General features: G+C 73.3%; 24 protein-coding genes and 1 tRNA gene. 11 read left to right on the forward strand and 14 right to left on the reverse strand.

The annotated features are described in order from the left end of the window. Positions 1 to 7: 7 nt before the first annotated feature. Together ACF1ED_RS08120 and ACF1ED_RS08125 are read right to left on the reverse strand one after the other, a co-directional pair. Entirely contained in the window at positions 8 to 2461 is a 2454-nt protein-coding gene (locus ACF1ED_RS08120; protein ID WP_391757779.1) for a SpoIIE family protein phosphatase, read from the reverse strand. Between the two features lie 108 nt (positions 2462 to 2569). Then, positions 2570 to 6589, reverse strand: a complete 4020-nt coding sequence (locus tag ACF1ED_RS08125) for a HAMP domain-containing protein (protein ID WP_391757781.1) — start codon at positions 6587 to 6589, stop codon at positions 2570 to 2572. 308 nt (positions 6590 to 6897) lie between these two features. Between ACF1ED_RS08125 and ACF1ED_RS08130 the strand changes: the two genes are divergently transcribed. Beyond that, positions 6898 to 7125: a DUF5133 domain-containing protein gene (locus ACF1ED_RS08130; protein WP_391757783.1), complete on the forward strand. Its 228-nt coding sequence runs from the start codon at positions 6898 to 6900 to the stop codon at positions 7123 to 7125. Between the two features lie 109 nt (positions 7126 to 7234). On the opposite strand, the gene ACF1ED_RS08135 is transcribed toward ACF1ED_RS08130, so the two are convergent. Together ACF1ED_RS08135 and ACF1ED_RS08140 are read right to left on the reverse strand one after the other, a co-directional pair. Next, a complete protein-coding gene (locus tag ACF1ED_RS08135; protein ID WP_043220334.1) occupies positions 7235 to 7396 on the reverse strand; it encodes a DUF5670 family protein in 162 nt (53 codons plus the stop codon). Positions 7397 to 7493: 97 nt separating this feature from the next. Next, on the reverse strand, positions 7494 to 7868 hold the full coding sequence (locus tag ACF1ED_RS08140; RefSeq protein WP_391757785.1) for a hypothetical protein: 375 nt from the start codon (positions 7866 to 7868) through the stop codon (positions 7494 to 7496). A gap of 171 nt (positions 7869 to 8039) precedes the next feature. Between ACF1ED_RS08140 and ACF1ED_RS08145 the strand changes: the two genes are divergently transcribed. Together ACF1ED_RS08145 and ACF1ED_RS08150 are read left to right on the forward strand one after the other, a co-directional pair. Next, the gene (locus tag ACF1ED_RS08145) at positions 8040 to 9758 is read left to right on the forward strand and encodes a thiamine pyrophosphate-dependent enzyme (RefSeq protein WP_391757787.1); all 1719 of its coding nucleotides are present in this window, start codon (positions 8040 to 8042) and stop codon (positions 9756 to 9758) included. Positions 9759 to 9889: 131 nt separating this feature from the next. Then, on the forward strand, positions 9890 to 10063 hold the full coding sequence (locus ACF1ED_RS08150; RefSeq protein WP_359527399.1) for a CsbD family protein: 174 nt from the start codon (positions 9890 to 9892) through the stop codon (positions 10061 to 10063). Between the two features lie 132 nt (positions 10064 to 10195). On the opposite strand, the gene ACF1ED_RS08155 is transcribed toward ACF1ED_RS08150, so the two are convergent. Next, positions 10196 to 10789: a DUF6328 family protein gene (locus ACF1ED_RS08155; protein ID WP_391757789.1), complete on the reverse strand. Its 594-nt coding sequence runs from the start codon at positions 10787 to 10789 to the stop codon at positions 10196 to 10198. Positions 10790 to 11625: 836 nt separating this feature from the next. On the opposite strand from ACF1ED_RS08155, the gene ACF1ED_RS08160 reads away from it, so the two are divergent. Beyond that, a tRNA-Trp gene (locus tag ACF1ED_RS08160) sits at positions 11626 to 11702 on the forward strand. Positions 11703 to 11925: 223 nt separating this feature from the next. On the opposite strand, the gene ACF1ED_RS08165 is transcribed toward ACF1ED_RS08160, so the two are convergent. Continuing rightward, the gene (locus ACF1ED_RS08165; protein ID WP_391757791.1) at positions 11926 to 12378 is read right to left on the reverse strand and encodes an SRPBCC family protein; all 453 of its coding nucleotides are present in this window, start codon (positions 12376 to 12378) and stop codon (positions 11926 to 11928) included. Between the two features lie 74 nt (positions 12379 to 12452). After that, entirely contained in the window at positions 12453 to 12827 is a 375-nt protein-coding gene (locus ACF1ED_RS08170) for a PRC-barrel domain-containing protein (protein ID WP_391757793.1), read from the reverse strand. 542 nt (positions 12828 to 13369) lie between these two features. Here ACF1ED_RS08170 and ACF1ED_RS08175 point away from each other — a divergent pair. Next, positions 13370 to 14284: a serine/threonine-protein kinase gene (locus ACF1ED_RS08175; RefSeq protein WP_391757795.1), complete on the forward strand. Its 915-nt coding sequence runs from the start codon at positions 13370 to 13372 to the stop codon at positions 14282 to 14284. 219 nt (positions 14285 to 14503) lie between these two features. Here ACF1ED_RS08175 and ACF1ED_RS08180 read toward each other — a convergent pair whose 3' ends face one another. Both ACF1ED_RS08180 and ACF1ED_RS08185 read right to left on the reverse strand, forming a co-directional pair. Continuing rightward, complete coding sequence (locus tag ACF1ED_RS08180) at positions 14504 to 14884, reverse strand: hypothetical protein (RefSeq protein ID WP_391757797.1); 381 nt, start codon at positions 14882 to 14884, stop codon at positions 14504 to 14506. Between the two features lie 442 nt (positions 14885 to 15326). Beyond that, entirely contained in the window at positions 15327 to 15878 is a 552-nt protein-coding gene (locus ACF1ED_RS08185; RefSeq protein ID WP_391757799.1) for a hypothetical protein, read from the reverse strand. Positions 15879 to 16127: 249 nt separating this feature from the next. Here ACF1ED_RS08185 and ACF1ED_RS08190 point away from each other — a divergent pair, with 249 nt between their 5' ends. Continuing rightward, positions 16128 to 16553: a SpoIIE family protein phosphatase gene (locus tag ACF1ED_RS08190; RefSeq protein WP_391757801.1), complete on the forward strand. Its 426-nt coding sequence runs from the start codon at positions 16128 to 16130 to the stop codon at positions 16551 to 16553. 151 nt (positions 16554 to 16704) lie between these two features. Here ACF1ED_RS08190 and ACF1ED_RS08195 read toward each other — a convergent pair whose 3' ends face one another. Then, complete coding sequence (locus ACF1ED_RS08195) at positions 16705 to 17289, reverse strand: DinB family protein (RefSeq protein WP_391757803.1); 585 nt, start codon at positions 17287 to 17289, stop codon at positions 16705 to 16707. A gap of 200 nt (positions 17290 to 17489) precedes the next feature. Here ACF1ED_RS08195 and ACF1ED_RS08200 point away from each other — a divergent pair, with 200 nt between their 5' ends. The 4 genes from ACF1ED_RS08200 (at position 17490) to ACF1ED_RS08215 (ending at position 20721) form a co-directional block, all read left to right on the forward strand. Then, positions 17490 to 18734 (forward strand): MFS transporter, encoded by a 1245-nt coding sequence (locus ACF1ED_RS08200; protein ID WP_391757805.1) that lies wholly within the window; start codon positions 17490 to 17492, stop codon positions 18732 to 18734. Positions 18735 to 18795: 61 nt separating this feature from the next. Then, positions 18796 to 19605: an IS5 family transposase gene (locus ACF1ED_RS08205; protein WP_391757807.1), complete on the forward strand. Its 810-nt coding sequence runs from the start codon at positions 18796 to 18798 to the stop codon at positions 19603 to 19605. After that, positions 19602 to 19838, forward strand: a complete 237-nt coding sequence (locus ACF1ED_RS08210) for a hypothetical protein (RefSeq protein ID WP_391757809.1) — start codon at positions 19602 to 19604, stop codon at positions 19836 to 19838. The genes ACF1ED_RS08205 and ACF1ED_RS08210 overlap by 4 nt, the downstream gene beginning before the upstream one ends. Before the next feature lie 412 nt (positions 19839 to 20250). Next, positions 20251 to 20721, forward strand: coding sequence for a hypothetical protein (locus ACF1ED_RS08215; RefSeq protein ID WP_391757811.1), 471 nt, complete (start codon positions 20251 to 20253; stop codon positions 20719 to 20721). Between the two features lie 1181 nt (positions 20722 to 21902). On the opposite strand, the gene ACF1ED_RS08220 is transcribed toward ACF1ED_RS08215, so the two are convergent. Then, entirely contained in the window at positions 21903 to 22298 is a 396-nt protein-coding gene (locus ACF1ED_RS08220) for an SRPBCC domain-containing protein (protein ID WP_391757813.1), read from the reverse strand. Positions 22299 to 22303: 5 nt separating this feature from the next. Further along, entirely contained in the window at positions 22304 to 22906 is a 603-nt protein-coding gene (locus ACF1ED_RS08225; protein WP_391757815.1) for a CGNR zinc finger domain-containing protein, read from the reverse strand. A gap of 21 nt (positions 22907 to 22927) precedes the next feature. Here ACF1ED_RS08225 and ACF1ED_RS08230 point away from each other — a divergent pair, with 21 nt between their 5' ends. Further along, a complete protein-coding gene (locus ACF1ED_RS08230) occupies positions 22928 to 23380 on the forward strand; it encodes a VOC family protein (protein WP_391757817.1) in 453 nt (150 codons plus the stop codon). A gap of 1437 nt (positions 23381 to 24817) precedes the next feature. On the opposite strand, the gene ACF1ED_RS08235 is transcribed toward ACF1ED_RS08230, so the two are convergent. Further along, the gene (locus tag ACF1ED_RS08235) at positions 24818 to 24991 is read right to left on the reverse strand and encodes a hypothetical protein (RefSeq protein WP_391757819.1); all 174 of its coding nucleotides are present in this window, start codon (positions 24989 to 24991) and stop codon (positions 24818 to 24820) included. 171 nt (positions 24992 to 25162) lie between these two features. Next, positions 25163 to 25900: a VOC family protein gene (locus ACF1ED_RS08240; RefSeq protein WP_391757821.1), complete on the reverse strand. Its 738-nt coding sequence runs from the start codon at positions 25898 to 25900 to the stop codon at positions 25163 to 25165. Between the last annotated feature and the right edge of the window lie 103 nt (positions 25901 to 26003).

A 26003-nucleotide genomic window follows, 5' to 3' on the forward strand; every position in this document is an offset into this window, starting at 1 on the left:
CGGAGGGTCAGGACACCTGGACGCCGACCACACACGTGTCGTCGTCGGTGTCGGACTTGCTGCGCGCCAGCAGCTGGTCCAGCCGTCGTTCGAGGCTGTCGGAGGGCAGCCGGGCGACGGTGAGCAGCTGGGCGACGGAGTCGTGGACGGCGGTGTCCCGCCGCTCGACGAGCCCGTCGGTGTACATCAGCACGGTGTCGCCGGGTTCGAGCCGGATCTCGGCCTCCTCGTACTCGGCTTCGGCGAGCGCCCCGAGCAGCAGTCCGCGCAGGAGCGACAGGTCGGTCGCCTCGTCCCCCCGGACGAGCACCGGCGGGAGGTGTCCCGCGCGGGCCCAGCGCAGTGTGCGGCTCTCGGGGTCGTAGACGCCGCAGACGGCGGTGGCCGTGACGTGGGCGGTGAGGTGGTGGGCGACGCTGTTGAGCCAGGACAGCAGCTGTCCCGGCCCCGCGCCCGTGACGGCGAGGCCCCGCAGGGCGTTGCGCAGGACCACCATGCCCGTGGCCGCCTCCACGCCGTGGCCCGCGACGTCCCCGACGCACAGGAGCACCTTCTTGGACGGCAGCACGACGGTGTCGTACCAGTCGCCGCCGACCAGCGACTCGGACTCGGCCGGGCGGTAGCGCACGGCGACGTCGAGGCCCGGCGCGTCGAGCGGCGGCTTGGCCGGCGGCATGATGGCGTGCTGGAGCTGGAGGGTGAGCCGGTTGCGCTCCTCGGCCGCCTCCTCCGTGGCGGCCAGCCGGTCGCGGGTGGCCGTGAGGGCGACCTCGGTCCAGTGCTGCGCCGAGATGTCCTGGTAGGCACCCCGGACGGCCCGGAGGCCGCCGTCGGGGCCCAGGGCGGGTTCGGCGGTCACCCTGAGGTGGCGGGTGACGCCGTCGTGGCGCAGCATGCGGAAGGCCGCGGAGCCCACCCGCCGCCGGTTCAGCACCGTCTGGAGGAAGCGCCGGATGGCGTCGGCGTCGTCGGGGTGGGCGTGGACCGCGAGGTCGCGCAGGGCGACGGGCGGCTCCGCCGGACTGCGGCCGAAGAACTCGAAGAGCTGGCCGTGCCAGGTGATGTCCCCGGTGACGACGTCCTCCTCGAAGGCGCCGACCCGGCCGAGGCGCTGGGCGTGCTGCAGCAGTCCGGCGAGGCGCGCCGACTCGTCCTCCACGCGCCAGATGAGGAGGACGGCCGCTCCGTGACGGCTGATGCTGATGTCGGCGGGCGAGGTGAGCGGGACCTGGTCCACCAGGGCGGTGAGCCGGACGCGGCGGGCGCGGAACGGCTCGCCCGTGGCGTAGACCCGCTCGATCCGGTCGAAGAGTTCGCCCTCGCCGGCCATGGCGGGGTACGCCTCCAGGAGCAGCGCCCCGTCGACGGAGCCGCGGGGCCGTCCGGCCGGGTCCTGGAAGTGGGCGTTGGCGTGCCGGACGCGGAAGTCGGCGAGCCTCCCCTCCTCGTCCAGGTGGGGGGTCAGGACGAGGGCGGGGTCGTAGAGCCCTTCGGAGAGTTCGGCCAGTTCCGGCACCCGGTCCCCGGCGGGGACGGGGAGGAGCGCCGGGGCCGGCTGCTCGGGCAGCGCCTCCAGGGTGTGGGCGCAGAGCTCCGCGAGGGCCTCGATCTGGCGCTCCACGGCCTGCGGCTGGGGGTCGAGCGGGCGGGCCCAGCAGATCTCCAGGACGCCGTGGATGCGGCCGCCGGTCCCGGCGGGGACGACGACCCGGCCGCCCTCGGGATGGCGGGCGCGTCCGATCGAGGGGATGCCGGAGACCGCCAGGCAGGGGTACCAGACGGTGCGGCGGCCGGTCAGCGCCTGGCGGGCCGCGGTGGTCACCCCCGGCGGGACGTGGCGCCAGCGGGCGGCCTCGTCGAGGCCGAACCCGGCGTGGCCGCGCAGGCTCAGCGAGGCGTCCGGGCCGGTGGTCCAGATGGCCACGGCGACGGCGCCCAGGGGTTCGAGGGCGTGCGTGAGCAGCGACTCGGCGACGGCCTGGGTGTCGTCCGCGTCGAGCACCGCGCTCTCCGCGGTGCGCAGCCGCACGGCGGAGAGCGCGGGGGTGCCGGTCTCGCCGGCGGCCGCCCTCACGAACTCGTCCGCGGCCTCGGCGACCCGGTCGCGGGCCGCCTGGTTGATGATGTCCGCGGCCAGCTCCAGCCGGGACAGCCCGGCCTGGTCGGCGAGTTCCGCGAGCTGCCGGGCCGCCTGGGCGGGGCCGCAGCCCAGCCGCTCGACGATGACGCCCTTGGCGAGTTCGATCAGGGCGCGTCCCTCGGCCGCCGCGTGCGCGGCGCGCAGCTCGCCGCGCAGCCGCTCCACGGTGGCGGCCAGCCGGCCGTCGACGGAGCGGTCCCGCACCGACGGCCGTTCACCGGCGGGGGCGGGCACCGCGCCGTCGGCCGTCTCGGGCGCCGGGGCGCCGTCGCCGTGGAGGCCGGTGGACGGGTCTCCGCCCCGGAAGCGGGGGCCACTCATGTCGGCGACTCCTCGGTCAGGGCGGCCTCGGGGCCGCCGCACGGGCGGGGACGGGACGCGCCGGGCGGGCGCGGGGCGGAGGGCCGCCCGGCGGGGGCGGTCACGGGGCTATCCATCGTTCAGCCAGCGGCCGACGCAGGCGATGAGCTCGTCGGCGTCGACGGGCTTGGTCACGTAGTCGCTGGCCCCCGACGCGAGGCTCTTCTCGCGGTCGCCCGGCATGGCCTTGGCGGTGACCGCGATGACGGGCAGGTCCGCGTACTGCGGCAGCTCCCTGATCCGCGCCGTCGCCGTGTAGCCGTCCATCTCCGGCATCATCACGTCCATCAGGACGAGGGCGACGGCCGGGTTGGCCAGGAGCGTCTCGATCCCCTTCCGGCCGTTCTCGGCGTGCAGCACCGTCATGCCGTGCAGCTCCAGGATGCCGCTGAGGGCGTAGAGGTTGCGGGCGTCGTCGTCCACGACCAGGACGGTCCGGCCGTGCAGCGTGGTGTCGATGGTCCGGGGCGCCGGGGCCCGGTGGTCCCCGCGGACCAGGGGCACGACGTCGCCGGGCTGCTCCGCGGACAGGTGCAGGGCGATCCGCTCGCGCAGCTCGTCGAGGCTGGAGAGGAGCTCCAGCGGTCGGCGGCGGGCGAGTTCCTGCAGGGTGCCCTCCTCGTCGGCGGGGAGGCGGCGGTTGTTGTGGGCGAGGACGGGGACGGTGCGCAGCGCCTCGTCACCGTCCATCGCGGCCAGGAAGCGCAGGGCGTCGCCGTCCGCCATGTCGACGTCGAGCACCACGCAGTGGAACGGCTGGGTGGCGAGCGCGGCGGCGGCCTCCTGCGGTCCGACGACCGCGATCAGTTCGATGTCCGTCCGCTCGCCGTGCCCGCCGTCGGCGGCGAGCTGGGTGACCGCGTTCTCCGCGACGACGGCGAGGAGTCCCCGTGGGCGCTCCTCGATCACCAGGAGGCGCCGCGTGTGCCGGGCCGTCGGGGCTGCTGCCGGGAGGAGCGCGGCGTCCCGGACCGGTGCCGGGCCGGCGAGGGCGGCGGGGGTTCCGGCCGGAGCGGTCTCGGGGGCGGGCTGCTCCGTGAAGTCGTCGCGGGTGACGGGCAGGTGGAGGGTGAAGGTGCTGCCCTCTCCGGCCGCGCTCGTGACCGTGAGGGCGCCGCCGAGGAGGTACGCGATCTCGCGGCTGATGGAGAGGCCGAGGCCGGTGCCGCCGTACTTCCGGTTGGTCGTGCCGTCCGCCTGCTGGAAGGCGCCGAAGATGGACTCCAGGTTCTCGGCGGCGATGCCGATGCCGGTGTCCGTGACGCGGAAGGCGACGACGGGGCCTCCCCGGCGGACCGAGGCGGGGAGCTCGTCGTCCGCCGCCGGTTCGATGCGGAGCTCGACGGCGCCCTGTTCGGTGAACTTGACGGCGTTCGACAGCAGGTTCCGCAGCACCTGCCGGAGCCGGGAGTCGTCGGTGACCAGGTCGACGGGGACGCCGGCGGCCGTGGAGACCGTGAAGGCGAGGCCCTTCTGCGAGGTGAGGGGACGGAAGGTGGCCTCGACGTAGTCGAGGAGCCTGCGCAGGGGCACGCGCTCCGGGTTGAGGTCCATCTTCCCGGCCTCCACCTTGGACAGGTCGAGGATGTCGTTGATCAGCTGCAGCAGGTCGGATCCGGCCGAGTGGATGATCCCGGCGTACTCGACCTGCTTGGCCGTGAGGTTGCGGGTCGGGTTCTGGGCGAGCAACTGGGCCAGGATCAGCAGGCTGTTGAGGGGGGTGCGCAGTTCGTGGCTCATGTTGGCCAGGAACTCCGACTTGTACTTCGAGGCCAGGGCGAGCTGCTGGGCTCGGTCCTCCAGTTCCTGCCGGGCCTGCTCGATCTGGAGGTTCTTGGCCTCGATGTCGCGGTTCTGGGTGACGAGGAGGGCCGCCTTCTCCTCCAGCTCGGCGTTGGAGCGCTGGAGCTCCTCCTGCTGGACCTGGAGCTCCTCGGTGCGCGAGCGGAGTTCGCCGGCCAGCCGCTGGGACTCGTCGAGCAGTTCGTCGGTGCGGGCGTTGGCGACGATGGTGCTGAGGTTGACCCCCACCGTCTCCATGAGCTGTTCCAGGAAGTCCCGGTGCACGGAGGTGAAGGGGCTGAAGGCCATGAGCTCGATGACGCCGAGCACCTGGTCCTCGACGACGACGGGCAGCACCACGAGGCTGCCCCGGGCCGTGCTGCCGAGCCCCGAGGAGATCGTGACGTAGTCGGCGGGGACGTTCTCGGCGGCGATGGTGCGGCGGCTGCGGGCGGCCTGTCCGACGAGGGACTCGCCCAGCCGGAAGCGGGTCGCGGTCCCGTCGCCGGCGGGTCGTCCGTAGGAGCCGACGAGGCCGAGCTCGACGCCGTCCGCTCCTTCCTCGGCCAGGTAGAAGGCGCCGTACTGGGCGGCGACGAGCGGGGTCAGCTCGTCCATGACGAGTTCGGCGACGACGGTCAGGTCGCGGTGGCCCTGCATCAGCGCGGAGATCCGGGCCAGGCTGGACTTCAGCCAGTCCTGTTCCTGGTTGGCCCTGGTCGTCTCGCGCAGCGAGCCGACCATCGCGTTGATGTTGTCCTTGAGCTCGGCCACCTCGCCCGACGCCTCGACGGTGATCGAGCGGGTCAGGTCGCCCTCGGCCACCGCGCTGGTGACCTCGGCGATGGCGCGAACCTGGCGGGTGAGGTTGCCGGCCAGTTCGTTGACGTTCTCGGTCAGCCGCTTCCAGGTCCCGGAGACCCCCTCGACCTCGGCCTGGCCGCCGAGCCGGCCCTCGCTTCCGACCTCGCGGGCCACGCGGGTCACCTCGGCCGCGAAGGAGGACAGCTGGTCGACCATCGTGTTGATGGTGGTCTTCAGCTCCAGGATCTCGCCCCGGGCGTCGACGTCGATCTTCTTGGAGAGGTCGCCGTTGGCGACGGCGGTGGTGACCTGGGCGATGTTCCGGACCTGGCCGGTCAGGTTGTTCGCCATGGAGTTGACGTTGTCGGTGAGGTCCTTCCAGGTGCCGGCCACGTTCGGCACCCGGGCCTGGCCGCCGAGGCGGCCCTCGGTGCCGACCTCGCGGGCCACGCGGGTCACCTCGTCGGCGAAGGCCGACAGGGTGTCCACCATGGTGTTGATGGTGTCGGCGAGGGCGGCGACCTCGCCCTTGGCCTCCACGGTGATCCGCCGGGAGAGGTCGCCGCGGGCCACCGCGGTGGCGACCTGGGCGATCGACCGCACCTGTCCGGTGAGGTTGGACGCCATCACGTTGACGTTGTCGGTCAGGTCCTTCCACGTGCCCGAGGCTCCCCGGACGGTGGCCTGGCCGCCGAGGTTGCCCTCGGTGCCGACCTCGCGGGCCACGCGCGTGACCTCGTCGGCGAAGGCCGAGAGCTGGTCGACCATCGTGTTGATGGTGGTCTTCAGCTCCAGGATCTCGCCCCGGGCGTCGACGTCGACCTTCTTCGACAGGTCGCCGCCCGCGACGGCGGTGGCGACATGGGCGATGGCCCGCACCTGGGCGGTGAGGTTCCCCGCCATGGAGTTGACGGAGTCCGTCAGATCGCGCCAGGTGCCGGAGACTCCCTTCACGTCGGCCTGTCCGCCGAGGATCCCCTCCGTGCCCACGTCCCGGGCCATGCGCGTGACCTCGTCGGCGAAGGCCGAGAGCTGGTCGACCATCGTGTTGATGGTGTTCTTCAGCTCCAGGATCTCACCGCGCGCGTCGACGTCGATCTTCTGGGAGAGGTCGCCCTTGGCGACGGCGGTGGCCACCTGGGCGATGTCGCGCACCTGGGTGGTGAGGTTGCCGGCCATCGCGTTCACCGAGTCGGTGAGGTCGGCCCAGGTCCCGGAGACGCCGGGGACCACGGCCTGGCCGCCCAGGGTGCCCTCCGTACCGACCTCCCGGGACACCCGGGTCACCTCGGAGGTGAACAGGGAGAGCTGGTCGACCATCCCGTTGAACACCGTGGAGATCTCGCCCATCAGGCCGTCCGCCTCGTCGGGCAGGCGGGTGCCGAAGTCACCGTCCCGCACCGCCGTGAGCCCGGCCAGGAGCTGGCGGAGCTCGGGCTCGCCCACCGCGGCCGGACCACCCCGCCCCCGGTTCGAGGAGTCCTTGGTAGTCGTCTCAGGCATGCCCCATCCTCGTTCCACCAGGCTTCCGTTCACGGACCGTGCGGCACCGGACACGGGCCGGACGTCCGTCCCTCCTCGGGACGGCCCCGGCCTGCGATCGTTGCCGTACGGCAATCATGACGACAGTACCCCTCCGTGATCGCCAGGAGGAGGGCGGTCCCGGGTCATCCGGCCGGAACACGCCGTCGGGCAGGTTTCCGGCCGCCTCCGGCGGGCCGGAGGGAACCCGCCGGGCATGCGCTGCCGGAACGGGGGCATACGCGCGTCGAACCGGGCGGTCACCGCCCCGACGACGAAGGGAGCCGTACGTGTTGATGGCCCATCCCGTGGTCCTGCGCGAGCTCGTCGAGCAGTACGAGGCCCTCCAGGCGCTGCAGGCGGAGAAGGGCGGCGCCGAGGCGCGGCGCCGCATGGACGACCTCGCGTACACGCTGTGCGTGTCCACCGGCACCCGCGACGTGGACGCGGCGCTGATCGCGGCGCGCCGCCGGCTCCCGGAGACGCGCGCCGAGGAGGGCCCCGCGCTGACCGCCTGAGCGGCTGAGCGCCCGAACGCACGCCCGAGCCCGGCACGCTCCGAACGGAGGTGCCGGGCTCGTTCACGCCGTGGGGGAGCCGCGCTGCGGGCGGACGGCGGAAGGCCGCCTACCAGCGGTACCAGCGGCCCGTGCCGCCCTTGGGCCGGGCCACGAAGCCCACCAGCCACAGGACGAGCACGATCACGGCGATCCACCAGAGCGCCTTGACCGCGAAGCCGGCGCCGAAGAGGAGCAGGGCGAGCAGGAGCACGAGGAGCAGGGGGACCATGTGTATCGACCTCCGGAAGGACGGATGGGAAAGCATCGGAAAACGGGGGGGACAGCCGGACGGGGCGGAGCGCCCGCGGGAGGGGCGCCCCGCGCGCTCAGAGCCGGCGTTCGAGGAACAGGGCCACCGGCCCGAGACCGCTCCGGGCCGCACGCCGCCCGGAGCGCCGCCCCAGCGCGTACACGAGGCCCAGCGCGGCCCCCGCGCCCACCGCCGCTCCCCCCGACACCGCCTTGTGCGCGTACACGGCCGTCCGCAGCCTGTTCCCGGTACCGCGGGCCGCCAGCGCGGCCGTACGGGCGTGCTCGGCGAACGGGGCGGGAAGCACGTGCGGCTCCCCCACGCCGCCCGGGCCGTACGTCTCCTCCGGGTCGGAGTGGTCCGGCACCGCGTACGGGCCGGGGTGGTCCGGCACCGCGTACGGGCCGGTCCGGTGGGACGGGTTCTGTTCGCTCTTCTCCGAAGCACTCATGGGGGGTCGTCTCGCCGTCCACGCCCGGACTAAACCTGCCGCGCCGCCCGGCCCGGGTGCCCCGGTGTCCGCATCGGTCCCGGCTTCACGGGCAGGCGACTGGAGGACAGCCCGTCCTGACCGGTTCGGCCTCCGGCGGACCGGTCGGCGTCCTTCGTGAAGGGAGACCCCATGACCCGTACCGTCGCACAGGTGATCGTCGACGGTCTCGCGGACCTCGGCGTCGACAACGTCTTCGGCGTGGTCGGCGACGCGCTCAACCCGCTCACCGACGCCATCCGGACCACCGAGGGGATCGACTGGACCGGCTTCCGCCACGAGGAGGCGGCGGCCTTCGCCGCCGGGGCGCGGGCCCAGCTCTCGGGCGGCCTCGCCGTCTGCATGGGCACGGTGGGGCCGGGCTCGGTGCACCTGCTGAACGGACTGTACGACGCGGCCAAGAGCGGGGCGCCGGTCCTGGCGATCTGCGGCCAGGTCCCGCTGTCGGAGCTCGGCGGGGACTACTTCCAGGAGGTGGACAACGACCTCCTCTTCCGGGACGTGGCCGTGTACCGCGCCACCGTGACCTCCCCCGCCCAGATGCCGCGGCTGCTGGAGTCGGCGGTGCGGGCGGCCGTGACCCGGCGGGGCGTGGCCGTGCTGACCGTGCCCGGGGACCTCGGAGACCAGGAGGTCGAGGAGGACCGGCCGCCGCGGTTCGCACTGCCCCGCCCCGCCGTCACCCGCCCCGACGACCCGGCGCTCGCCGAGGCGGCCGAGGCGATCGGCCGGGGCTCCCGGGTGACCCTCCTCGTGGGACGCGGCGCCCGGGAGGCCCGCGAGGAGGTGCTGCGCACCGCCGAGCTCCTCTCGGCGCCGATGGTGCTGACCCTGAAGGGCAAGGAGGGCTTCGAGGAGGAGAACCCGTACGAGGTCGGCCAGACGGGACTGATCGGGAACCCGGCCGCCGCCCACGCCATGGACACCTGCGACACGCTGATCATGCTGGGCACCGACTTCCCCTACCGGGACTGGTACCCGGAGGACTGCCGTGTCGTGCAGATCGACACGCGGGAGGAGCACCTCGGCCGCCGGGTGCCGGTGGACGTGGGGCTCGCCGGGGACGTGGGCGCGACGCTGCGGGCACTGCTGCCGCTGCTGGCCCCCGTCCCGTCGCGGTCCCACCTCGACGAGGCCCGCGAACGCTTCGCGCGCTGGCAGGAGGGCCAGGCCGGCCTCGCGGACCCCGCCCACGACAGGCACCTGCTGGGGCGGGTGCGGGCGATGTTCGACAACCGGGCGGAGGAGATCCGCCCCGAGGCCCTCGCGGCCGCGGTCGACCGGCACGCGGCCGACGACGCGATCTTCACCTCCGACACCGGCATGGCCACGGTGTGGCTCTCGCGGTTCGTCCGGATGCGCGGCACCCGCCGGCTGCTCGGCTCGTACAACCTCGGCTCCATGGCCAACGCCATGCCCCAGGCCATCGGGGCCCAGTCGTGGGCGCCGGACCGCCAGGTGGTGGCCTTCTGCGGCGACGGTGGGCTCGGCATGCTGCTGGGCGACCTGATGACCATCCGCTCCGCGCGGCTGCCGGTGAAGCTCGTCGTCTTCGACAACCGCCGTCTCGGCATGGTCAAGCTGGAACAGGAACAGGCCGGGCTCCCCGAGTTCGGGACGGTCCTCGACAACCCCGACTTCGCCGCGGTGGCCGAAGCGCTCGGACTGACCGGGATCCGCGTCACCGCCCCGGGCGAGCTGGACGAGGCCGTGCGCGAGGCGCTCGCCCTCCCCGGGCCGGTGCTCCTGGACGTGGTGACCAATCCGGCGGAGGTCGCCGTGCCGGGCAGTCCCACGGTGTCGCAGGGCTGGGGCTTCGCCATCGCCAAGATCAAGGAGAACCTCCCGTAGGGCGCCGGCTGAGCAGGACCGTCGCGACCCTTGCGGGTTTGTTCCCGCCGATACCGGTCATGCGTCTCATGTCAGATGCGCCATATGGGCCGTACGCGCCTTATGCGCCCCATGGAGAAGGAGTGGTTTCCGTGTCCGGTGAGCAGAAGATGAAGGCCAAGGCCGAGCAGGCCAAGGGCAAGGCCAAGGAAGCGGTCGGCCGGATGACCGATGACGAGCGTCTTGAGGCGGAGGGCCGGGCCGAGCAGGCCAAGGGCGACGCGCGGGGCGCCAAGGAGAAGGCGAAGGACGTCTTCAAGCACTGACCCGGCCCGGCCCGGTCCCACCTGGCCGTCCTGGCCCGGTCCGGCCCGAGCCGCCGGACGACGGACCTCGTCCGGCACGACGGAGGGGCGGCCCACCGGTCGGTGGGCCGCCCCTCCGTCGTGCCGGGGGGATCAGCCCCCGTTGCTGTAGTGCGTGCGGACCCACAGGGGCAGGGCGAACCAGCAGACCAGGTACCAGACGAGGACGCCGGATACCAGCCAGGGCACGTACGGGTCGTGCGTCGCCACCCTCAGGATGAGGAAGAGGGCGGACGTCAGCGTGGCGAGGAGCAGCACGATGCCGGTGAAGGTGAGCCGGGAGGCCCAGACGACGGCCTGGGGCTTGACCCGCTTCCCCGACACGATCCGGTGGAAGGAGACGGGGCCGATCAGCGCGCCCGTCGCCAGCGAGCCCAGGATGACCGTGACGAGGTAGATCGTCTTGTCGGTCTGCTCCAGCTCGTGGAAGAGCGGGGTGAAGACCACCGTGAGAAGGAATCCGAGGAGGATCTGGACGCCGGTCTGGGCGACCCTGATCTCCTGGAGGAGCTCCTGCCAGCGCCGGTCCGCGCGCTCCTCCTCCGTCTCGCCCCGCCCGTCCGCGCCGGCGCCGGCCCCTCCGGCGCTTCCGCCGCGCCGCACGTCCCGCTCCGCGTCCCCCTCCGCGCTCCGCCCGTCCTCCTCGTACCGTTCGCCCTTCGGCGTGCCACCGTTCCGTTCGTCCATGAAGATCCTCCTCTGAGACCCGGGGCGGGGGGCGAACCCCGTACCGCCCCGGTCCGGCGGTGCTTCGCCCATCATCGGACGCGGACGCCGCGAAGGCACCGCGCCACGGGGCTCGGCGTGTGTGGGTGCGCGCGCCCCGGGCACGGAAGGCGGAGGACCCCGGGCTGGAACCGGGGTCCTCCGTCCCGCGCGCCGGGGCGCCGCGTCAGGCACCGCCCGGACCGGCCGGCCCGGCCACCGCGGCGGGTCCGTCGGCCCACCGCTCCGGCCCGTCTCGCCCGCGCGGCGCGCCGGGGGGCGCGGTGGGAGCGCGCGTACGGCTCCCGCCGCTCCGGCCCGGGGCGCTGGGGTCCTCGGACGGGACCGCGGACTCCGGCCGCCGCGAGGGCGGCGCCGCCGGAGGGCGGAGCGGACGGGAACTCCGGTGGGTTTCGCCGTGGCCACCCTCCCGGGGTGTGGTACCGGCCGACCGCTCGTCACTTCTCTTCCGGTGCCTTTCGGTTCGCCTTGCCGCTCCTTCGGCCGTCAAACCCGGCGGATCCGAATGGCGGGCCGTGCGGGGCGGATCGGGAACCGGGGCGCTGGGGGCCGGGACGGGAAGCGGACCGTCGCCCTGCCTCCGGGGTGCCGGCCGGTCTCCCCTTCCGGCGCCCGGAGACGGAGTCACGTCCCTCTCCCCCGGCCGCCGGCCCCGCGGGCAGACGACCGCCCCGCGCCGGGGGGCCCGGGCGGGGCGGTCGCGGGGCCGTCGGCCCGCGGAAGGGGCGGCCGTTCGGCCGGCCGCGATATCCCGTGGCGCCGGCCTCGGCCGGGGTGGGAGGCTTCCCTCACACCGAAGGGGTGTAGCTCAGACGGTCAGAGCGCCGGTCTCCAAAACCGGATGCCGCAGGTTCGACTCCTGTCACCCCTGCCACACCAGGTCTCCACGGCGTCTCGTGGGCGCCTCTGGGGCGCCTCTGGGGCGCCTCTGGGGCGCCTCTGGGGCGCCTCTGGGGCGCCTCTGGGGCGCCTCTGGGGCGCCTCCAGAACGTCTCGTGGGCGTCTTCGGGGGCGCCTCCGGGCGTCTGCCGGGGGCTCACGGCGCGGATCGTCCGCGTCGGCCGGGTTCCGGTCCCCCGGGCGCGTTCACCGGCCGCTCAGACCGATCCGCGCCAGGCGCCGGTCTCCTGGCCGCCTCGCTCCTCGATGAACGACTTGAACCGCTTGAGGTCCCCGGTCACCTTGCGCTTGACGAACCCGAGCTTGTCGCCGACCTGTTCGGTCAGTCCCTCGGGGGCGAAGTCCATCTGGAGCATGACCTTCGTGCGGCGCTCGTCGAGACGGTGGAACGTGACCACGCCCGCCTGGCGCGCCTCGCCCTCGACGGTCGTCCAGGCGACGCGTTCGTCCGGGATCTGCTCGGTGACGACGGCGTCGAACTCGCGCCGCACACCGCCGATCTCCGTGACCCAGTGGGTGAGCGTGTCCGTCCGCTGGTCGATCCGCTCCACTCCCTCCATGAAGCGCGGGAACGTCTCGAACTGGGTCCACTGGTCGTACGCGGCACGGACCGGGACCTCGACCTCGACGGACTCCTCTACCTTCGACATGCCGACACCTTTCTTCGGATGGGATGGGGTGGGGTGGGGCGGGGGTGTTGCTCCGCTGGATCGCCGACGGCTCGTCAGAAATGGCTCATGCCGCCCGGGAAGGGGCCGCCCGTCCGGTAGTGCTGGGCGATCTCCTCGCGGTACTGCTGGTCGGCGAGGTGCTTGTCGGAGACGAACTCGGGGGCGTTCTTGACCTGTTCCTTGGACAGGGCGAGGTAGAGCGTGTGCCCCTCCAGGTCGACGCGGTCCACCGTGCTCGCCGGGATCAACACCTCCTTGCCGAAGATCCAGACGCCCGTGTCCACGACCAGGTAGGAGTCGTCCACCTCGTCGGAGTGCTTGTCCACCTTGCCGATGTGCCCGTCGGACGCCTCGACCTTCCATCCGGTGAGATCGGTGCCCGCGAGGTGGCCGGACTCCGTGCTGTAGGACCACAGATGATCGGTCATCGTGTCACTCCTCCGTCGCTGTGTTCACTGTCGCTGTGTTCGCTGCGTTCGCTGTCGCTGGGTTCGCTGTCTCCGGGTTCACGCATGGCCCGGCAGCGGTCGTGCGCGCCGCCTCGGAGCGGGTCGTGCCGGCGGTCGCCGGCGGCCACGGACGCCGGGGACGCCGCGCACGGGCGCCGTCCGCCGACGGCACTCGCGCAGGCGAGCGTTCCCTGGCCGTGTCCGCTCCTCCCATACGGGTCGGACAGCGTCCGCGTACCCGGGGGTCCGGGGATCATTCCGCCGTCTTGAGGAAGACCGGAACCCGGGAAGCCGGATCCCCGGAAGCCGGATCCCGGGGAGAACCGGATCCCGGGGAAGGCCGGATCCCGGCGCCCTCCGGCCCGCCCCGGCACGTTCTCCCGCCGTCCTCGCCCTCCCCCAGGGGATGTTCATGGCGCGACGGGGCACGCGACAGGCGCGAGCCCGCGCACGCCCGAACGGGCGGCGCCCCCGTCGACCGGCCCGCCGGCAGCGGCCGGCCCCACCTCCAGGGAGCATCGATGCAGGTCCGTACGAGGCCCGTCCACCCGGATCCCGCGCCGGCGGCCCACGCCGTCGCCGGCCGCTACCGACTCGACCGCCTTCTGGGCCGCGGCGGCGCGGCCGACGTGTACGAGGCCCTGGACCTGAGGCTGCGGCGTCCGGTGGCGGTGAAGGTGTTCCGCCCGACGGACGCGGGCAGGGCCCACGCGCAGTGCGGTGAGGAGGCCCGGCTCCTGGCGCGGATGCACCATCCCGGCCTGGTGACGCTCTACGACACCGGTGACGACGAGGGCCGTCCCTTCCTGGTGCTCCGGCTCGTGCGCGGGACGACCCTGCGGCGGCGGATAGCCCGGGCTGTCCTCACGCCCGCCGAGACCTGCCGGACGGGCGCGGCCCTGGCCTCGGCCCTCGCCCATGTGCACGCCCACGGGGTCGTCCACCGCGACGTCAAGCCGTCGAACATCCTGCTGGACAGGGGGGAGACCCCGCTCCTCTCGGACTTCGGCATCTCGCGCCGCTTCGGAGGGTCCTCGGCCGACGCGTCCGCGGGCGACGGGACGTTCGTCGGGACCGCCTCCTACATGGCGCCCGAGCAGGCCCTGGGCCGGAACACGGGGCCCGCCGCCGACGTGTACAGCCTCGGTCTGGTGCTCCTCGAAGCGCTGAAGGGCGAGGCCGAGTACGGCGGAGCTCCGCTGGAGGCCGCGCTGGCGCACCTGGACCGCCCCCCGGTGCTTCCGCCGGGCCTCGCGACCGGGCTCGCCGGGCTGCTGACGGCCATGACCGCCCGCTCCCCCGACGTCCGGCCCGACGCGGCGGCCTGCGCCCGGGTCCTCGCCGACCCGCGGACCGCCGGCCGCGCCTCCGCGTCCGCCCCCGTCACCGCCCCGCGCGGGCGCGCCCGGGAGCGACGCCTTCTCGGCCGCCGCTGACGACGGCGTGACGGCGCCCCGCGCGGAGTACGGCGCGGGGCGTCGTCGCGTACGGCTCCCTCCCGGTTCCGGGTGCGAACGGGTCGGCCCTCTCCTCCGGGAACCGCCGGGGCGTGCCGAGGGCCCGGCGGTGCGGGCCGGGAAGCCGTACGCACCACCGGGCCGGATGCCGGGGCCGGATGCCAGGGCCGGGGGCCGGGAGGGGCACCCGGGCGGGGGTCAGGTGGACAGGAGGCGGTGGAACAGGGCGCGGTACTGGCACAGGGCGCGGCGCAGGCTCTCGGTGTCCGCCTCCAGCCCCTGGCTCCACTGGCTCTCCAGGCTGTTCCGGTGCCGGGCGAAGGTGTCGGCCAGGTTCCTCATCACGTCGCCGACGAGCACGTCCGCCGCGTGGACCGCCTGGCGGGGGTCGTCGACGAAGCGGCCCTGGACCTCGTGCCAGCGCCTGAGGAACTCCGCCTCCTCCTCGGTGCCGAGCAGGTCCGGGATGCCCTCCGTGTCCGCGCCGGTGCCGTGCGCGTCCTGGTCCGGGCGCCCGGAAGCGGGCGCGGCGTGACGGGCGTGGCCGGTGGGTGCGGGGCCCGGGGGCGCGGAGGGCACGGGCGGGGTCCGGGGTGCGGACGGTTGTCCGGGCGTGGCCTGCCGGGGGTCGGCGGGCCGGGCGTGCTGCGGCCCGCCGTCGTGCCGGGCCGGGGGCGGGGTGGGGGCGACCGTGGGGCTGTCCGGGGTTTCCGGACGGGCGGCGGGGTCCGGCGGCGCGGGCCGGCGGGGGTCCGCCTCACCGGGACCCGCGGGTCCCTTCGGGGTCGGCGCGACCGTCGGGCTGTCCTCCGGGGGGCGCGCCGCGGTGCCCCCGGTCGTCCCGGACGCGGGGCGCGCGTGGCCGGAACGGTTCTGCCCCCTCAGTAGTGTGTCGGGGCGGGCGGTCTCGTACCCGGGGCTCCGGTCCGTCGGGTCCGGGTGGTACGGCTGGTCCGGGCGGCTCGGTGCCTGAGTCGTACGCTCGGACGTGTCGTGGTGTCGCATCTCTCCTGCCTCCGCGTCAGGACCGGCGGGCGCCGGTCGGCTCGCCGTCGGCGAGCAGGTCGTCGAAGAGGGTGCGGTAGCGCGTCATCGCGCCCCTCAGCTGTTCGGTGGTGGCGGACCTGGAGGTGCTCATGGCGTGGACCTCCAGGGCCTCCCTGTACTGCTCCAGAGCGCGGCCGTGTCGTACGGACAGGTCGCGCAGCCGCTGCTCGTACCCCTCGTCGGGGTAACCGCGGTCGCGCATCAGCTCCGCCACCAGCTCGTCGGCGTCGTGGACCGCGGCCTCGGGCCGGTCCACGAACTCCTCCTGGACGCGCGCCCACCGCAGGGCGTACTGCTCGCGCGCCTCACCGGACAGGGGCCTGACCCCCAGGTCGGCGAAGCGGCGTTCGCGGGCGTCCAGTTCCTGTTCCGCGGCCCGTCTGCTGCCGGTCGCCTCGACGGCCCGTTCGTACTCGGCCCCGAAGCGCTCGCGCAGTCGCGCCCGCCGCCGGCGGCGCACCGCCAGGCCGGCGGCGAGCCCGGCGACGACGACCGCGACGACGACCAGGACGATTCCGGTCGACATCGGCTCTCACCCTTTCGCGTTCTCTCGCAGAGTCGCGCTGTTCCGTCCCGCCCTCCTGGGGCCAGGATCCATGGAGGTCCGCGTGCCCCACGGCCCCGGACGCAAACCGGATGTTCAGGGACGGACAGGGAGGAGCGGAACCCCTTCCCCGGCGGAGCGGGACGCGGGTCAGGACACGAGGCGGGGCGCGGCCTCCCCCGCGAGCCGCCCCGTCCCGGCGCATGAGGGGAGGGTGACCGGGTCCGGCCGGTGACCGACGGCGAAGGGCAGGCGGCGCCGGTGGACAACGACCCCCTGGGCTCGGTCCCGGCCGACGTGCCGGCCTCCTCCCACCGCCTCGCGCCCCGCTCGACACCCCGCCTCGTGCAGGACACCGGACGGCGTCTGGGGCTGACCGGCTACGGCATCCCGACCCCGCCGGCGCACACGGCCCACCCGCAGCCCGGCGACCGGCTGCTGTTCTTCACCGACGGCGTCACCGACGCGCGCTCCGCCACCGGCGAGCTGTTCGGCGAGGAGCACCTGCCCGACATCGTCGTCCGCGCCTTGACCGACGGTCTTCCCGCGCCCGAAGCGCTGCGCCGCCTGATCCAGCAGATCCTCGTGCACCAGGACCAGCGTCTCGGCGACGACGCCACCGTCCTCCTCGCCGAATGGCATCCGGGGCGCCGGTGAGCCCCCGGGACGGCGTCGGGGGCATTCGCGTGCGCGGGGGCCGTCTCCGCCCGGCCGGGGGTCGTCTCCGCGTGCGCGGAGGTCATCTCCGCGTGCGCGGGGAGCAGCGGCACGCGGCTCGCCCGGGTTCGCGCGGAGGACGGAACAGCCTTCAGGGCTTGACCGATGCCGCCGACCTGGCGGCCCGCTCGATCTTCGCGCAGTGGGCCGCACGGGCCTCCTCGTCGATCCGCCCCTCCTGTTCGGCGCGCAATCCGGTCCGGCCGTCGAGGCCCTCGCGCAGGATGTCGGCGTGCCCGGCGTGCCGGACGGTCTCGCCGAGGACGTGGACGAGGACGGCGAACAGGTTCGTACGGAGGAAGGGCTCCGGCCACCACGGCACGTGGCCGGGGGCGTCGAGGGGAAGCTCCTCGATCGTCGCGTCCGAGTGTTCCCAGGTGCGCCGGTAGAACCCGACGATCTGATCGCGGGTCTCGTCCTCGGTCGCCCACTGGTCGCCGCCGTCGGAGTCCTGCCAGCGGGGCAGCGGTTCCGGGGAAGGGCGGTCGAAGACCTCGCCGAAGTACCTGGCCTCGACGGTGGCCACGTGCTTGACCAGGCCGAGGAGGTTGGTCCCGGTCGCCGTCAGAGGCCGGCGGGCGTCGTATTCGGACAGGCCGTCGAGTTTCCAGAGGAGCGCCTCGCGGTCCCGCCGCAGCCTGCCGTGCAGGGTGTCCTTCGCGAATTCATCGATCATGCGGCACGAGCCTGCCACGGGCCGCTCCTGGCCTCAAGATCCCTTGCGCGGTCCGCGACGAGCGGCGGAGCGGGGCCCGGCCGTGGCCGCCGCCCCGGCCCGACCCGTTCCGGTCCGCTCCGGCCCGCTGCGGGAAGTCCGCAGGAACCGCCACATGAGACACTCTCCAGCGATCATCAGAGTGACCGGGGGGCCACAACATGACAGGCACCACAAAAACCCTCGGCGGGTCGGCCGCGGTCGACGGCGGGGCACGGAGCGTCACGCGCCCGTTCTACGTGTACGCCGTGCTCGCCAACACGCTTTTCCAGCGCGGTGTATTCGTCCTCTTCCTCCAGCAGCGCGGTTTCTCCGCCGGGCAAGTGGCCCTGCTCCAGACACTGCTCTATCTGGTCAGCGGACTCGCGGAGTTGCCGACGGGAGTCATCGCCGACCGGATCGGCAGGCGTGCCAGCATCGTGATCGGCCAGCTCCTGATCGCCGGATGTCTGATCGGCCAGATGACGTTCTCCAACTACTGGGTGTTCCTCACGCTGTTCATCGGGCAGGGCGTGGGCATGGCGTGCGTGTCCGGTTCGGACACCGCCCTGCTGTACGACCTGCTCGTGCGCCGTGGCGCGACGGCCGACTACGTCAAGGTCAACTCCCGGTTCACCATGCTCGGGACGGTCACCTCGGGAGCCGCCATCGTCCTCGGCGGCCAACTGCAGCGGATCTCCTGGGGATTCGTCTACGCCGGTTCGGCGGCGTGCCTCGTCCTGGCCGTGGTGGTGCTGCTGTCGCGGGTGCCCGAGATCCGCGGCGCGGACGCGGTGGACGAGCGGGCCGGAGCCGGGGAGGAGCACGGCGACGCCACAGCGTGGCGGGCGATGCTCCGGGTCGCCACGCCGGCGCTCGTGACGCTCGTCGTGGTGTCCGGACTGATGCACGCGACTCTGACGCCGTACATCATTTTCACCCAGAAGACCCTCTCCGATCAGGGAGCGGGCACCGCGTTGGTCAGCGTGGTCATATCGGCGGGATTCTTCGTCGGCGGGCTCACTCCCTTGCTGTCGGACCGCGCGGACCGGCGTATCGGATACCGGGTCATCGTCCCGGTGTCCCTCCTGACGCTCGCCGCGGCGCTCGGTCTGAGCGGCTTCGGCCTCGTCTGGGTCACCATCGCCGCGTTCCTGGTCCTAGTCGGAATTCCCGAGATCACCGCCGTGATCGTGGACAACGTGTTCAACGAGGCGGTGCCGTCGCGCCACCGGGCGAGCCTGCTGTCGATGATCAGGTTCGTGGAGTCGGCGCTCATCGGCGTCGGCTACCTCGTCCTCGGCGCGCTCATGGACGGGTGGGGCTCCAGCGTGGGCATGGCCGCCTACGCCGCGGTCCCCCTGCTGGCATGTCTCCTGTGGCTCCCGGTGCTCTTCCGAGGGGCCCGGACGGCGGGCGCGGCCTAGGCAGTGTCTGATGGCTCTTGCTCGGTGGTGGGTCAGCCGCCGTTCCGGGCAGGAGTTCGGCATGGTGCGTCGGCATGAACTGGCGGATGCTCAGTGGGAGCGGATGGCTCCGCTGCTGCCGGAGGCAGGCGGCCCGGGCGGGCGGTGGGCTGATCACCGCACAGTGATCAACGGGGTGCTCTATCGGACACGGACGGGGATTCCCCGGCGTGACCTGCCCGAACGCTATGGAACGTGGCAGACCGTGTATGAACGACACCGCCACTGGTCGACCGACGGTACCCGGTCAAGAATCCTGCGTGCCTTGCAAGCCAGTGCCGACGCCGGTGCGAAGGACGCCGACGGTGCGTGGGCGGTCAACGTTGACTCGACCGCCTGCCGGGCCCACCAGCATGCGGCCGGAGCCAGACACTGGCCTCCGAAGGACCACCCCGAAAAGGGAAAGGGGGTGGCGCACGTGGGGACGAAGACGGGCGTGACGCCTGGGGCGTTCCCGGGGCGGGCTGGCCAGCAAGGTCCATCTGCCGGCCGGCGACCGTTGTCGGCCTCTGGTCTGGCTGTCTCGCCCGGGCAGGGCGGGGACAGCCCGATGTTCATCCCGCTCATGCAGGCCCTGAATGTGGCCCGCATCGGGCCTGGCAGGCCCCGGACGCGTCCGGACCGGGCCTGCGGCGACAAGGCGTACTCCAGCCGCGCCAACCGTGCCTACCGCGCCTACCTGCGTAAACGACACATCAGGGCAGTGATTCCAGAGAAAAGGGACCAGGCCGCCAACCGGACTTCGCCTCCGCGCAGCGACTATCTGGATCGGCAGCCTCCTACAACCCCGTTGATTACGGTAGGTCCTGTCCCCAGAATGGATACGCCATGACCGACGCCTCACCCTCACGTTTCCTTCGCATCATCCTGCGCGCCGACTCCTTCACCATGTCTTCGGCCGGGACAATCACGATGATCACGGCCCTGCTCGCGCTGGTCTTCACAGACACCGTCGCGGGCGCCGTCGCGGCCATTGTCCTCTTCGCCACCTGGGTCGCAGTCGGCTTGACCAGCCGCAGGTACCAGCGGCTCGATGGGAGAAACCGGACCGCTCAGGACCGATGATGTTCACCGATCTGCCGCCTCGTTGATCGCGACTGAAGACAGGCCCTAGAAGCCGGGCATGCGGGCCATGTGCGGCGGTGCCCGGGCGCGCCGTGTACGGAGGGGGGGTTGGTGTGCCGCGCCGTACGGACCGCGCTCGGCGGTCGGAGGGAGAGGGGGCGTCAGGTGGTGGGTACCGCGTTCACTCAGGTGCGGCGCAGGGCCGGGCGGAGCCTCCCCTCGTCGCGGGGGTGCCGGCCGCGACGACCGGCTCACTCCCGTGACGTCCACCGCCACGACGTCGCGGCCGCGCACGACCGGGACGGTGAACGACGGCTTCCGGCTGGACCAGCAGGAACGGAGCGCGCGGACGGGGGGTGAGCGTCGCCTCAAGGCCCGGCACACGACCGATCCGTTTCAACACCACTGTCCCGTGCCACCGGTCCTTGACCGCCCCGCTCAGGGCCTCTCCCAGCGGGTCAGCCTCCTGTTGGATGATCGCCTCATTCTGATCGCGACCAACGAGCGCGGCCACGTGGTGAAGCGCGCCACCGAGCCCGCCATCGGGATGATGCTGGCCAGGCTGCGACGGGGCGATGCCCACATGGTCGTGGAGCGGGTGGAGGAGGGGCGGCCAGGCAGCTGGTACATCCAGGTCCTGCTGCGCGAGAACAACACCTACCAGCTCGAATACCGGGACGGTGTCCCCGAGCAGCACTTCCAGACCCTGACCGTTTCCCAGGAGAAGGTCCTCGCGGCGCTGCTCGGCTGGGCTGCCGCGAAGCCGGGCTGGGAGGACGGCGTCGGGTGGGACAACATCGGTGAGCAGTTCGGCTCCAGGGACCACCCGGCTTCGGAGTCCGCCGACGCCACGGAGCGGACGACGGCCCCCCGAACACTCTGACCGGGGGTCCAGGATCGAGGGCACAGGGCGGCCCCAAGGCACCGTTCCGGGAACTCCGCCTCCCGACCGCGGCCGGGCGGGCGTCCCGGCCGAGAACCGGTCCGGGGAATCGGGGGGGCACGCCGGCGGGGCCGGTGGGCGCGACCTCAGCGGCCGGTCTCCCCAGGGGGCTCAGGGCCTCGCGGAAGTCATCGAGGGCGGGCCCGAACTCGCAGGCGGCAGTGCGGGAGGTCGATCGGTCGATCGGTCGATCAGGGTCCTGGCCGGCGCTCGCGGTCCGCCCACCAGGTCGTGCCGTGACAGCCGGCGGGCCAGGTCCACTCCGTCGTCGACCGGGGAGCGCGCTCGCTCCGGAGACAGATGCGTGCGGTGCTGTCAGTGGACGGCGGAGCGGACCGTGAAGCCCCGGTGCGGCCGGAGCAGTTCGGCCAGGTGCCGGTCCGGATCCTCTGCGGCGCGCGGAGCAAGCGCGTCCACCTGTTCACGGAGGGCATGACCGCTGTCGAAGTAGCGCCGCTCGGCGTCGGGCGACCACTCCGGGGGCGGCGTCCCTGAAGGGGGCGCGGCCCCTCGGACGCGGGCCGATCGCTCTCGGCACCGGGGACGGACAGCAACACCGCCCGGAACGACGCCCGGTAGCCGATCCAGGATGTCCGCGCACCGGTATCGGCCGGCTCCGTCAGCAGGGCGAGTGCCTCTTGCCGGACGAGTGCGGCCCGTCCTCCTCCGCCGTGGGCGTCGAGCATCCGCGCGTACCCGATGAGCGAGTGGGGACGACAGGCCATCGGGCCACGGTCGTCCGATGGCGGGCATCTCGGCGCGCCGGCCCAGGTCGTGCGGCTCTGTCTGGCACGTGTCGAGAGCCTCGTACAGACAGAGCATCCGCGCGGGCGGGTTCGGCCGGGTCCATCAGCACGTTCCCCGCCCGCACGATGTCGTCCTGATCGACTTTCCCCGAGTGGTTCATGACGGAGATCCCGGGCGCTCCGGAGGGGCCGGACAAGGTTGATCGCCCGTGTCGTCAGTCCTGCGAGAAAACGCTCTGACCTGCCGTGATGGATGTGACATCACTCCCGGTCCCGGGACGGACCTCACTGCGGGCCCCCGACTCCGAGCTCACGGGAGACGTCTCCGTACGTCTCGGTACGCGTCGGTCTCTCCTCAGGTGCCGCGCGCCGTCGTCACTGCCGGTCGAGGGCCGCAGCGACCTGGTCCATGACGCGCTGCCAGTGCGACCGCTGCCGTTCGCGCTCTTCGGCGCTCGCCAGGTGCTCCTGGTGGAAGCGGAGCATCGTCCGGGCTCCGTCGGCCGCGGGGGCGAGGGCGACCTGGACCGTGGTGGTGCCGTGGGTGACGCGGATGCGGTCCGCGGGGCGGTAGCCGCGTACCTCGCCCGTCACTCCTCCGGCGGTCCGGTAGGAGGTGCCGCGTTCCGGGGTGAGGAGCGCGCCGGGGCCGAGCCAGAGGGCGAGGCCTTCGGGGCCGCTGATGAAGTCCCAGACGAGGGGCACGGGGTGGGGCAGCGTGCGGGACACGCCGATCTGCCAGCCGGCGTCCTTGGTGAGTCCTGTGGGCATGCGGGTCATCCTTCCTCGGTGTGGCGGGCGCGCAGCGCCCTGACCTTGTGGCGGTTGCCGCAGTGCTCCATGGAGCACCAGCGGCGGCTGCCGGGGCGGGAGGTGTCGACGTAGACGAGGTGACAGTCCTCGGCGGCGCAGGTGCGGATGCGGTGGGCGAAGGGGCCGGTCAGCAGCTCGACGGCGTCCCGGGCCACGGTGGCCGCCAGGTGCGTTCCGGTGGGGGTGCCGGCCCACTGCCGCTTCCCGGCCGGCGTGATGGCGGGGGCCATGGCGGGGCGGGCGGCTGCTTCGTTGATGACCTCCAGGTCGCGGGGCGGGTGGGGCTCGCCGCGCGTGTGGGCGATGACCACCCGGAACAGCGCGTCGCGCAGCCCGCGCACGTCGGCCACTTCCGCTTCGGAGATGTCCAGTGCGGGCGTCGGGGTCAGCCGCGACCGGTCCGCCCAGGCCGCCAGGTCGGCGGGCTCGTGCAGGGCCTCGTACCGGCGGTAGGGACCGGGGCCGCCGGTGGTCAGCAGTTCCAGACACAGCGCGCCGGGGTCGAACCGGTAGGCGACGCCGGTCCGGGAGTGCAGCGTCAGCCCCTTGGTTGCGGAGGAATCCATGTAACTACTATAACTGGTTACATGACGTTGGGTTGGAAGCTGGTCATCGACAGCACGAACGCACCCGCCCTCGCGGACTTCTGGGCCGCGGCCTTGGAGTACGAGGTGGAGGATCCCGGCGCCCTCATCGGGCAGCTGCTGGCCGCCGGTCAGATCGGCGAGGAGGCGGTCACCGAGCATCGCGGCCGCAAGACCTTCCGCGGCTACGCCGCGATCCGCCACCCCGAGGACCCCTTCGACGAGACCAGCGGCGTCGGCCGCGGTCGACGGCTGCTCTTCCAGGAAGTGCCCGAGAGCAAGGGCGGCAAGAACCGTCTGCACCTCGACATCCACAGCGAACCCGGCGGCCTCGACAAGCTGTTGGCCAGGCTGGAGGACCTGGGTGCGACTCGCCTCCGAGAGGTGGACAACGGGCCGGCCGGACACTGGTGGATCATGCAGGACCCGGAGGGCAACGAGTTCTGCGTGGCGTGACCGTTCGTTCCAGAACGGGTCGAGCCGTGGAACTCGTACGTTTCCGTGCCCGGCCCGCGGCAGACGCGTGGCCGCCGCGCGGCTGACCCGTGGCCGGCCGCAGAAGCGCTGCGAAGGAAGCCGGCACGGCGCGTCGGGCGGGAGCCACGGTGGCGGCGATGGGGCCGGGGCTTCTCGCGGTCCTCCCCCGCGCAGGCCGACAGCACGGCGGCCGGGCCACGGCGTTTCGGTTCTCCGCGGGCGGTGGAGCGGTGTGGGTATGTCTCGTGACCCCGGAGAACCGCACCGGGCCTCGGGCGCCGCCGACCGGAGGATTTCGTTCGGGGTTCGCGTGGCCTGCGCCGGCCCGCGCCCGTCCGTCACCGTCACCGTCAGGGTCAAGGGCGGCCGGGACAAGGGTCGTTCACCGGACCGAAGTACACCGCCACCGCCGCCCCCGACCGGAACCAGGTCCATGAGTCCGAAGCCGCCGGGAAGTCCGACGCGGACGCGATCCTCGCCGGGGCCGACGGGCACGCGGCCCGGCACATCGGCACATCGGCGCGTGGGCACGTCCTTCGGACTTCGGAGCGGGTGTGAAGCCGTTTGAACCGGTGCGGCCCGGCGGAAGGTGCGCTCTACGAACCAGCGCGCCTTGCCCTGGCGCGTTCCCCGACGGGGGCGCGGCGGCCGGGGCCCAGCCCTGGACCTCGCGGAACCGCCCCATCACCGATCCCGCACCCGCATCCGCCGCCAGGACGACTACGGCCGCCGCGGCGCAGAAGGAGTCGGGGGTCTGCCAATCGCCGTTGAAATCAGCCAGGAAGGCCGGGCCGGATCGAACAACTCGTGGCGGTGGAGGATTTACGCCGGTGGAAGCCCGCAGTCGGCCTCGGTGACGGCGTTCCACAGGGGCGGGGAACGGGGCCACCGCCGTGCCGCACGAACCGCGCCGAGCGCCACGCGGCCGGCGAGTCCCGCGCGAACCGGCCAGACCCCGACGAGACCCGACGAGACCCGTCCAGATCCTGCCCGGCCACAGGCCGGGTTCGGGCACGTCGAGGCGGGTGCCGGCGTCGGCCCGGTAGGGCTGCGCGGTGTGCTGCCCCGATCAGGGCCGCCAGGAGGGCGTACCGGACGACTCCGGAGTGGGCCGCCGCCGCGGTACGGCGCTCGGGCCGCCGGGGTCGGGCAGGTCATCGGGGGCCGGGCCCGCCCCAATCCGGCCGGCTGGCCGGGCCGCGAGTCGAACCGCTCGACTGGCAGAACACCACGGCGAGCCGGGCGACCGGCTGGGTGCCGACGAGGAGGCCGTCGTCAGGGCCCCGCCGATCGCTGCGCCAGCCCCGCGCCCGTCCAGGAGGTCGAGCACCACGGTGACGGCGATGAGCGCCGGCAGCACACTGGCCGGCCGGAGCGTGAGGGGTCGCGCGTATGCCGGGCAGAGCCTGGGGCCGCTCAGCACCGGCGGCCGGGCCGCGTGTCCGGCGGCGGGCCGGACGGCTCCACCTCGGTGAGCGCGTCACGCTCGGTCTCGCCGGGATCGGCCGGGCCGAAGGCCCCGACGGGGGCGCGCAGTTCATCGGCCGTGTCGTCGCGCCGGCCGGCGGCCTCGACCCGTACCTGTTCCACTCGCCGACGAGCGGTCCCTGTTTCTCCGGAGGGCGCAGCAGCCGGGGCGGGGTGTTGCGCCGTCGACGACGATCCCCCGGCCGCATCGAGCGTCTCCAGGAGGGCGTAGCCGTATGGTGGTACGCCCTCTCCGCATGCCCTCCCGGAGCCGGCCGCCCACATTGCCCGGGGTCAGCGCGGGGCGAGGAGGCAGAATTCGTTGCCCTCCGGGTCGGCCAGAACCGTCCAGGGGATCGCGGACTGGTCGATGCCCGGGTCGGTGGCGCCCAGAGCGCGCAGCCGGGCCGCCTCCGCCGCCAGGTCGTCACCGGGGTAGGGGCGGACGTCGAGGTGGACTCGGTTCCACACGCTCTTGGGGTCGGAGGTGCGGACGAACTCCAGGTAGGGACCGACCTCCTTGGCGGAGCGCATGCGCGCGTGGTCGTCGGTGACTTCGTGCAGCGTCCAGTCCATCGCCGCGTCCCAGAACCGGGCCATCTCCCGCGGGTCGGTGCAGTCGACGACGACCGCGGCGATCGGCCCGGTGCCCCGATAGAGCGGACGAGGTTCCAGGACGCAGAACTCGTTGCCTTCCGGGTCGGCCATGACGGTCCACGGGACGTCGCCCTGGCCCACGTCGGCGGGCGTCGCGCCGAGAGCCTTCAGGCGTGCGACCAGCTCAGCCTGATGGGCGGCCGAGGTGGTGGCCAGATCAAGGTGCACGCGGTTCTTCACCGTTTTGGGTTCCGGGTGGGCGATGATGTCGACGCACACGGCGGCGGGGTCGGGGTACGCGAAGCCGGCGGGTTCGAGGTTGGTCACGCCGGGCCCCTCGCTGTCGACTTCCCAGCCGAGCGCCTCCGCCCAGAACCGGCCGAGCGCGGAGTGGTCCTGGGCCTTCATGTTGATCTGTACAAGTCGTGTCGCCATGCCGCAGATCCTAGAAGTCGCCGGCGGTCCGGGCCGTGGCGATCGGGCACACACGCCCAGGCGGCAGCGCACGGCCCTCGGCCGGAAGGGACGGGGACGGGGA

The organism is Streptomyces sp. NPDC014656 (assembly GCF_043084305.1).
Lineage (GTDB): Bacteria > Actinomycetota > Actinomycetes > Streptomycetales > Streptomycetaceae > Streptomyces.

What these genes read in the sequence shown, in the direction of transcription:
- ACF1ED_RS08120 (WP_391757779.1), bottom strand. Translation starts at nt 2,461, where the DNA reads ATGAGTGGCCCCCGCTTCCGGGGCGGAGACCCGTCCACCGGCCTCCAC.
- ACF1ED_RS08125 (WP_391757781.1), bottom strand. Translation starts at nt 6,589, where the DNA reads ATGCCTGAGACGACTACCAAGGACTCCTCGAACCGGGGGCGGGGTGGT.
- ACF1ED_RS08135 (WP_043220334.1), bottom strand. Translation starts at nt 7,396, where the DNA reads ATGGTCCCCCTGCTCCTCGTGCTCCTGCTCGCCCTGCTCCTCTTCGGC.
- ACF1ED_RS08140 (WP_391757785.1), bottom strand. Translation starts at nt 7,868, where the DNA reads ATGAGTGCTTCGGAGAAGAGCGAACAGAACCCGTCCCACCGGACCGGC.
- ACF1ED_RS08145 (WP_391757787.1), top strand. Translation starts at nt 8,040, where the DNA reads ATGACCCGTACCGTCGCACAGGTGATCGTCGACGGTCTCGCGGACCTC.
- ACF1ED_RS08155 (WP_391757789.1), bottom strand. Translation starts at nt 10,789, where the DNA reads ATGGACGAACGGAACGGTGGCACGCCGAAGGGCGAACGGTACGAGGAG.
- ACF1ED_RS08165 (WP_391757791.1), bottom strand. Translation starts at nt 12,378, where the DNA reads ATGTCGAAGGTAGAGGAGTCCGTCGAGGTCGAGGTCCCGGTCCGTGCC.
- ACF1ED_RS08170 (WP_391757793.1), bottom strand. Translation starts at nt 12,827, where the DNA reads ATGACCGATCATCTGTGGTCCTACAGCACGGAGTCCGGCCACCTCGCG.
- ACF1ED_RS08175 (WP_391757795.1), top strand. Translation starts at nt 13,370, where the DNA reads ATGCAGGTCCGTACGAGGCCCGTCCACCCGGATCCCGCGCCGGCGGCC.
- ACF1ED_RS08185 (WP_391757799.1), bottom strand. Translation starts at nt 15,878, where the DNA reads ATGTCGACCGGAATCGTCCTGGTCGTCGTCGCGGTCGTCGTCGCCGGG.
- ACF1ED_RS08195 (WP_391757803.1), bottom strand. Translation starts at nt 17,289, where the DNA reads ATGATCGATGAATTCGCGAAGGACACCCTGCACGGCAGGCTGCGGCGG.
- ACF1ED_RS08200 (WP_391757805.1), top strand. Translation starts at nt 17,490, where the DNA reads ATGACAGGCACCACAAAAACCCTCGGCGGGTCGGCCGCGGTCGACGGC.
- ACF1ED_RS08205 (WP_391757807.1), top strand. Translation starts at nt 18,796, where the DNA reads ATGGTGCGTCGGCATGAACTGGCGGATGCTCAGTGGGAGCGGATGGCT.
- ACF1ED_RS08210 (WP_391757809.1), top strand. Translation starts at nt 19,602, where the DNA reads ATGACCGACGCCTCACCCTCACGTTTCCTTCGCATCATCCTGCGCGCC.
- ACF1ED_RS08220 (WP_391757813.1), bottom strand. Translation starts at nt 22,298, where the DNA reads ATGCCCACAGGACTCACCAAGGACGCCGGCTGGCAGATCGGCGTGTCC.
- ACF1ED_RS08225 (WP_391757815.1), bottom strand. Translation starts at nt 22,906, where the DNA reads ATGGATTCCTCCGCAACCAAGGGGCTGACGCTGCACTCCCGGACCGGC.
- ACF1ED_RS08230 (WP_391757817.1), top strand. Translation starts at nt 22,928, where the DNA reads ATGACGTTGGGTTGGAAGCTGGTCATCGACAGCACGAACGCACCCGCC.
- ACF1ED_RS08240 (WP_391757821.1), bottom strand. Translation starts at nt 25,900, where the DNA reads ATGGCGACACGACTTGTACAGATCAACATGAAGGCCCAGGACCACTCC.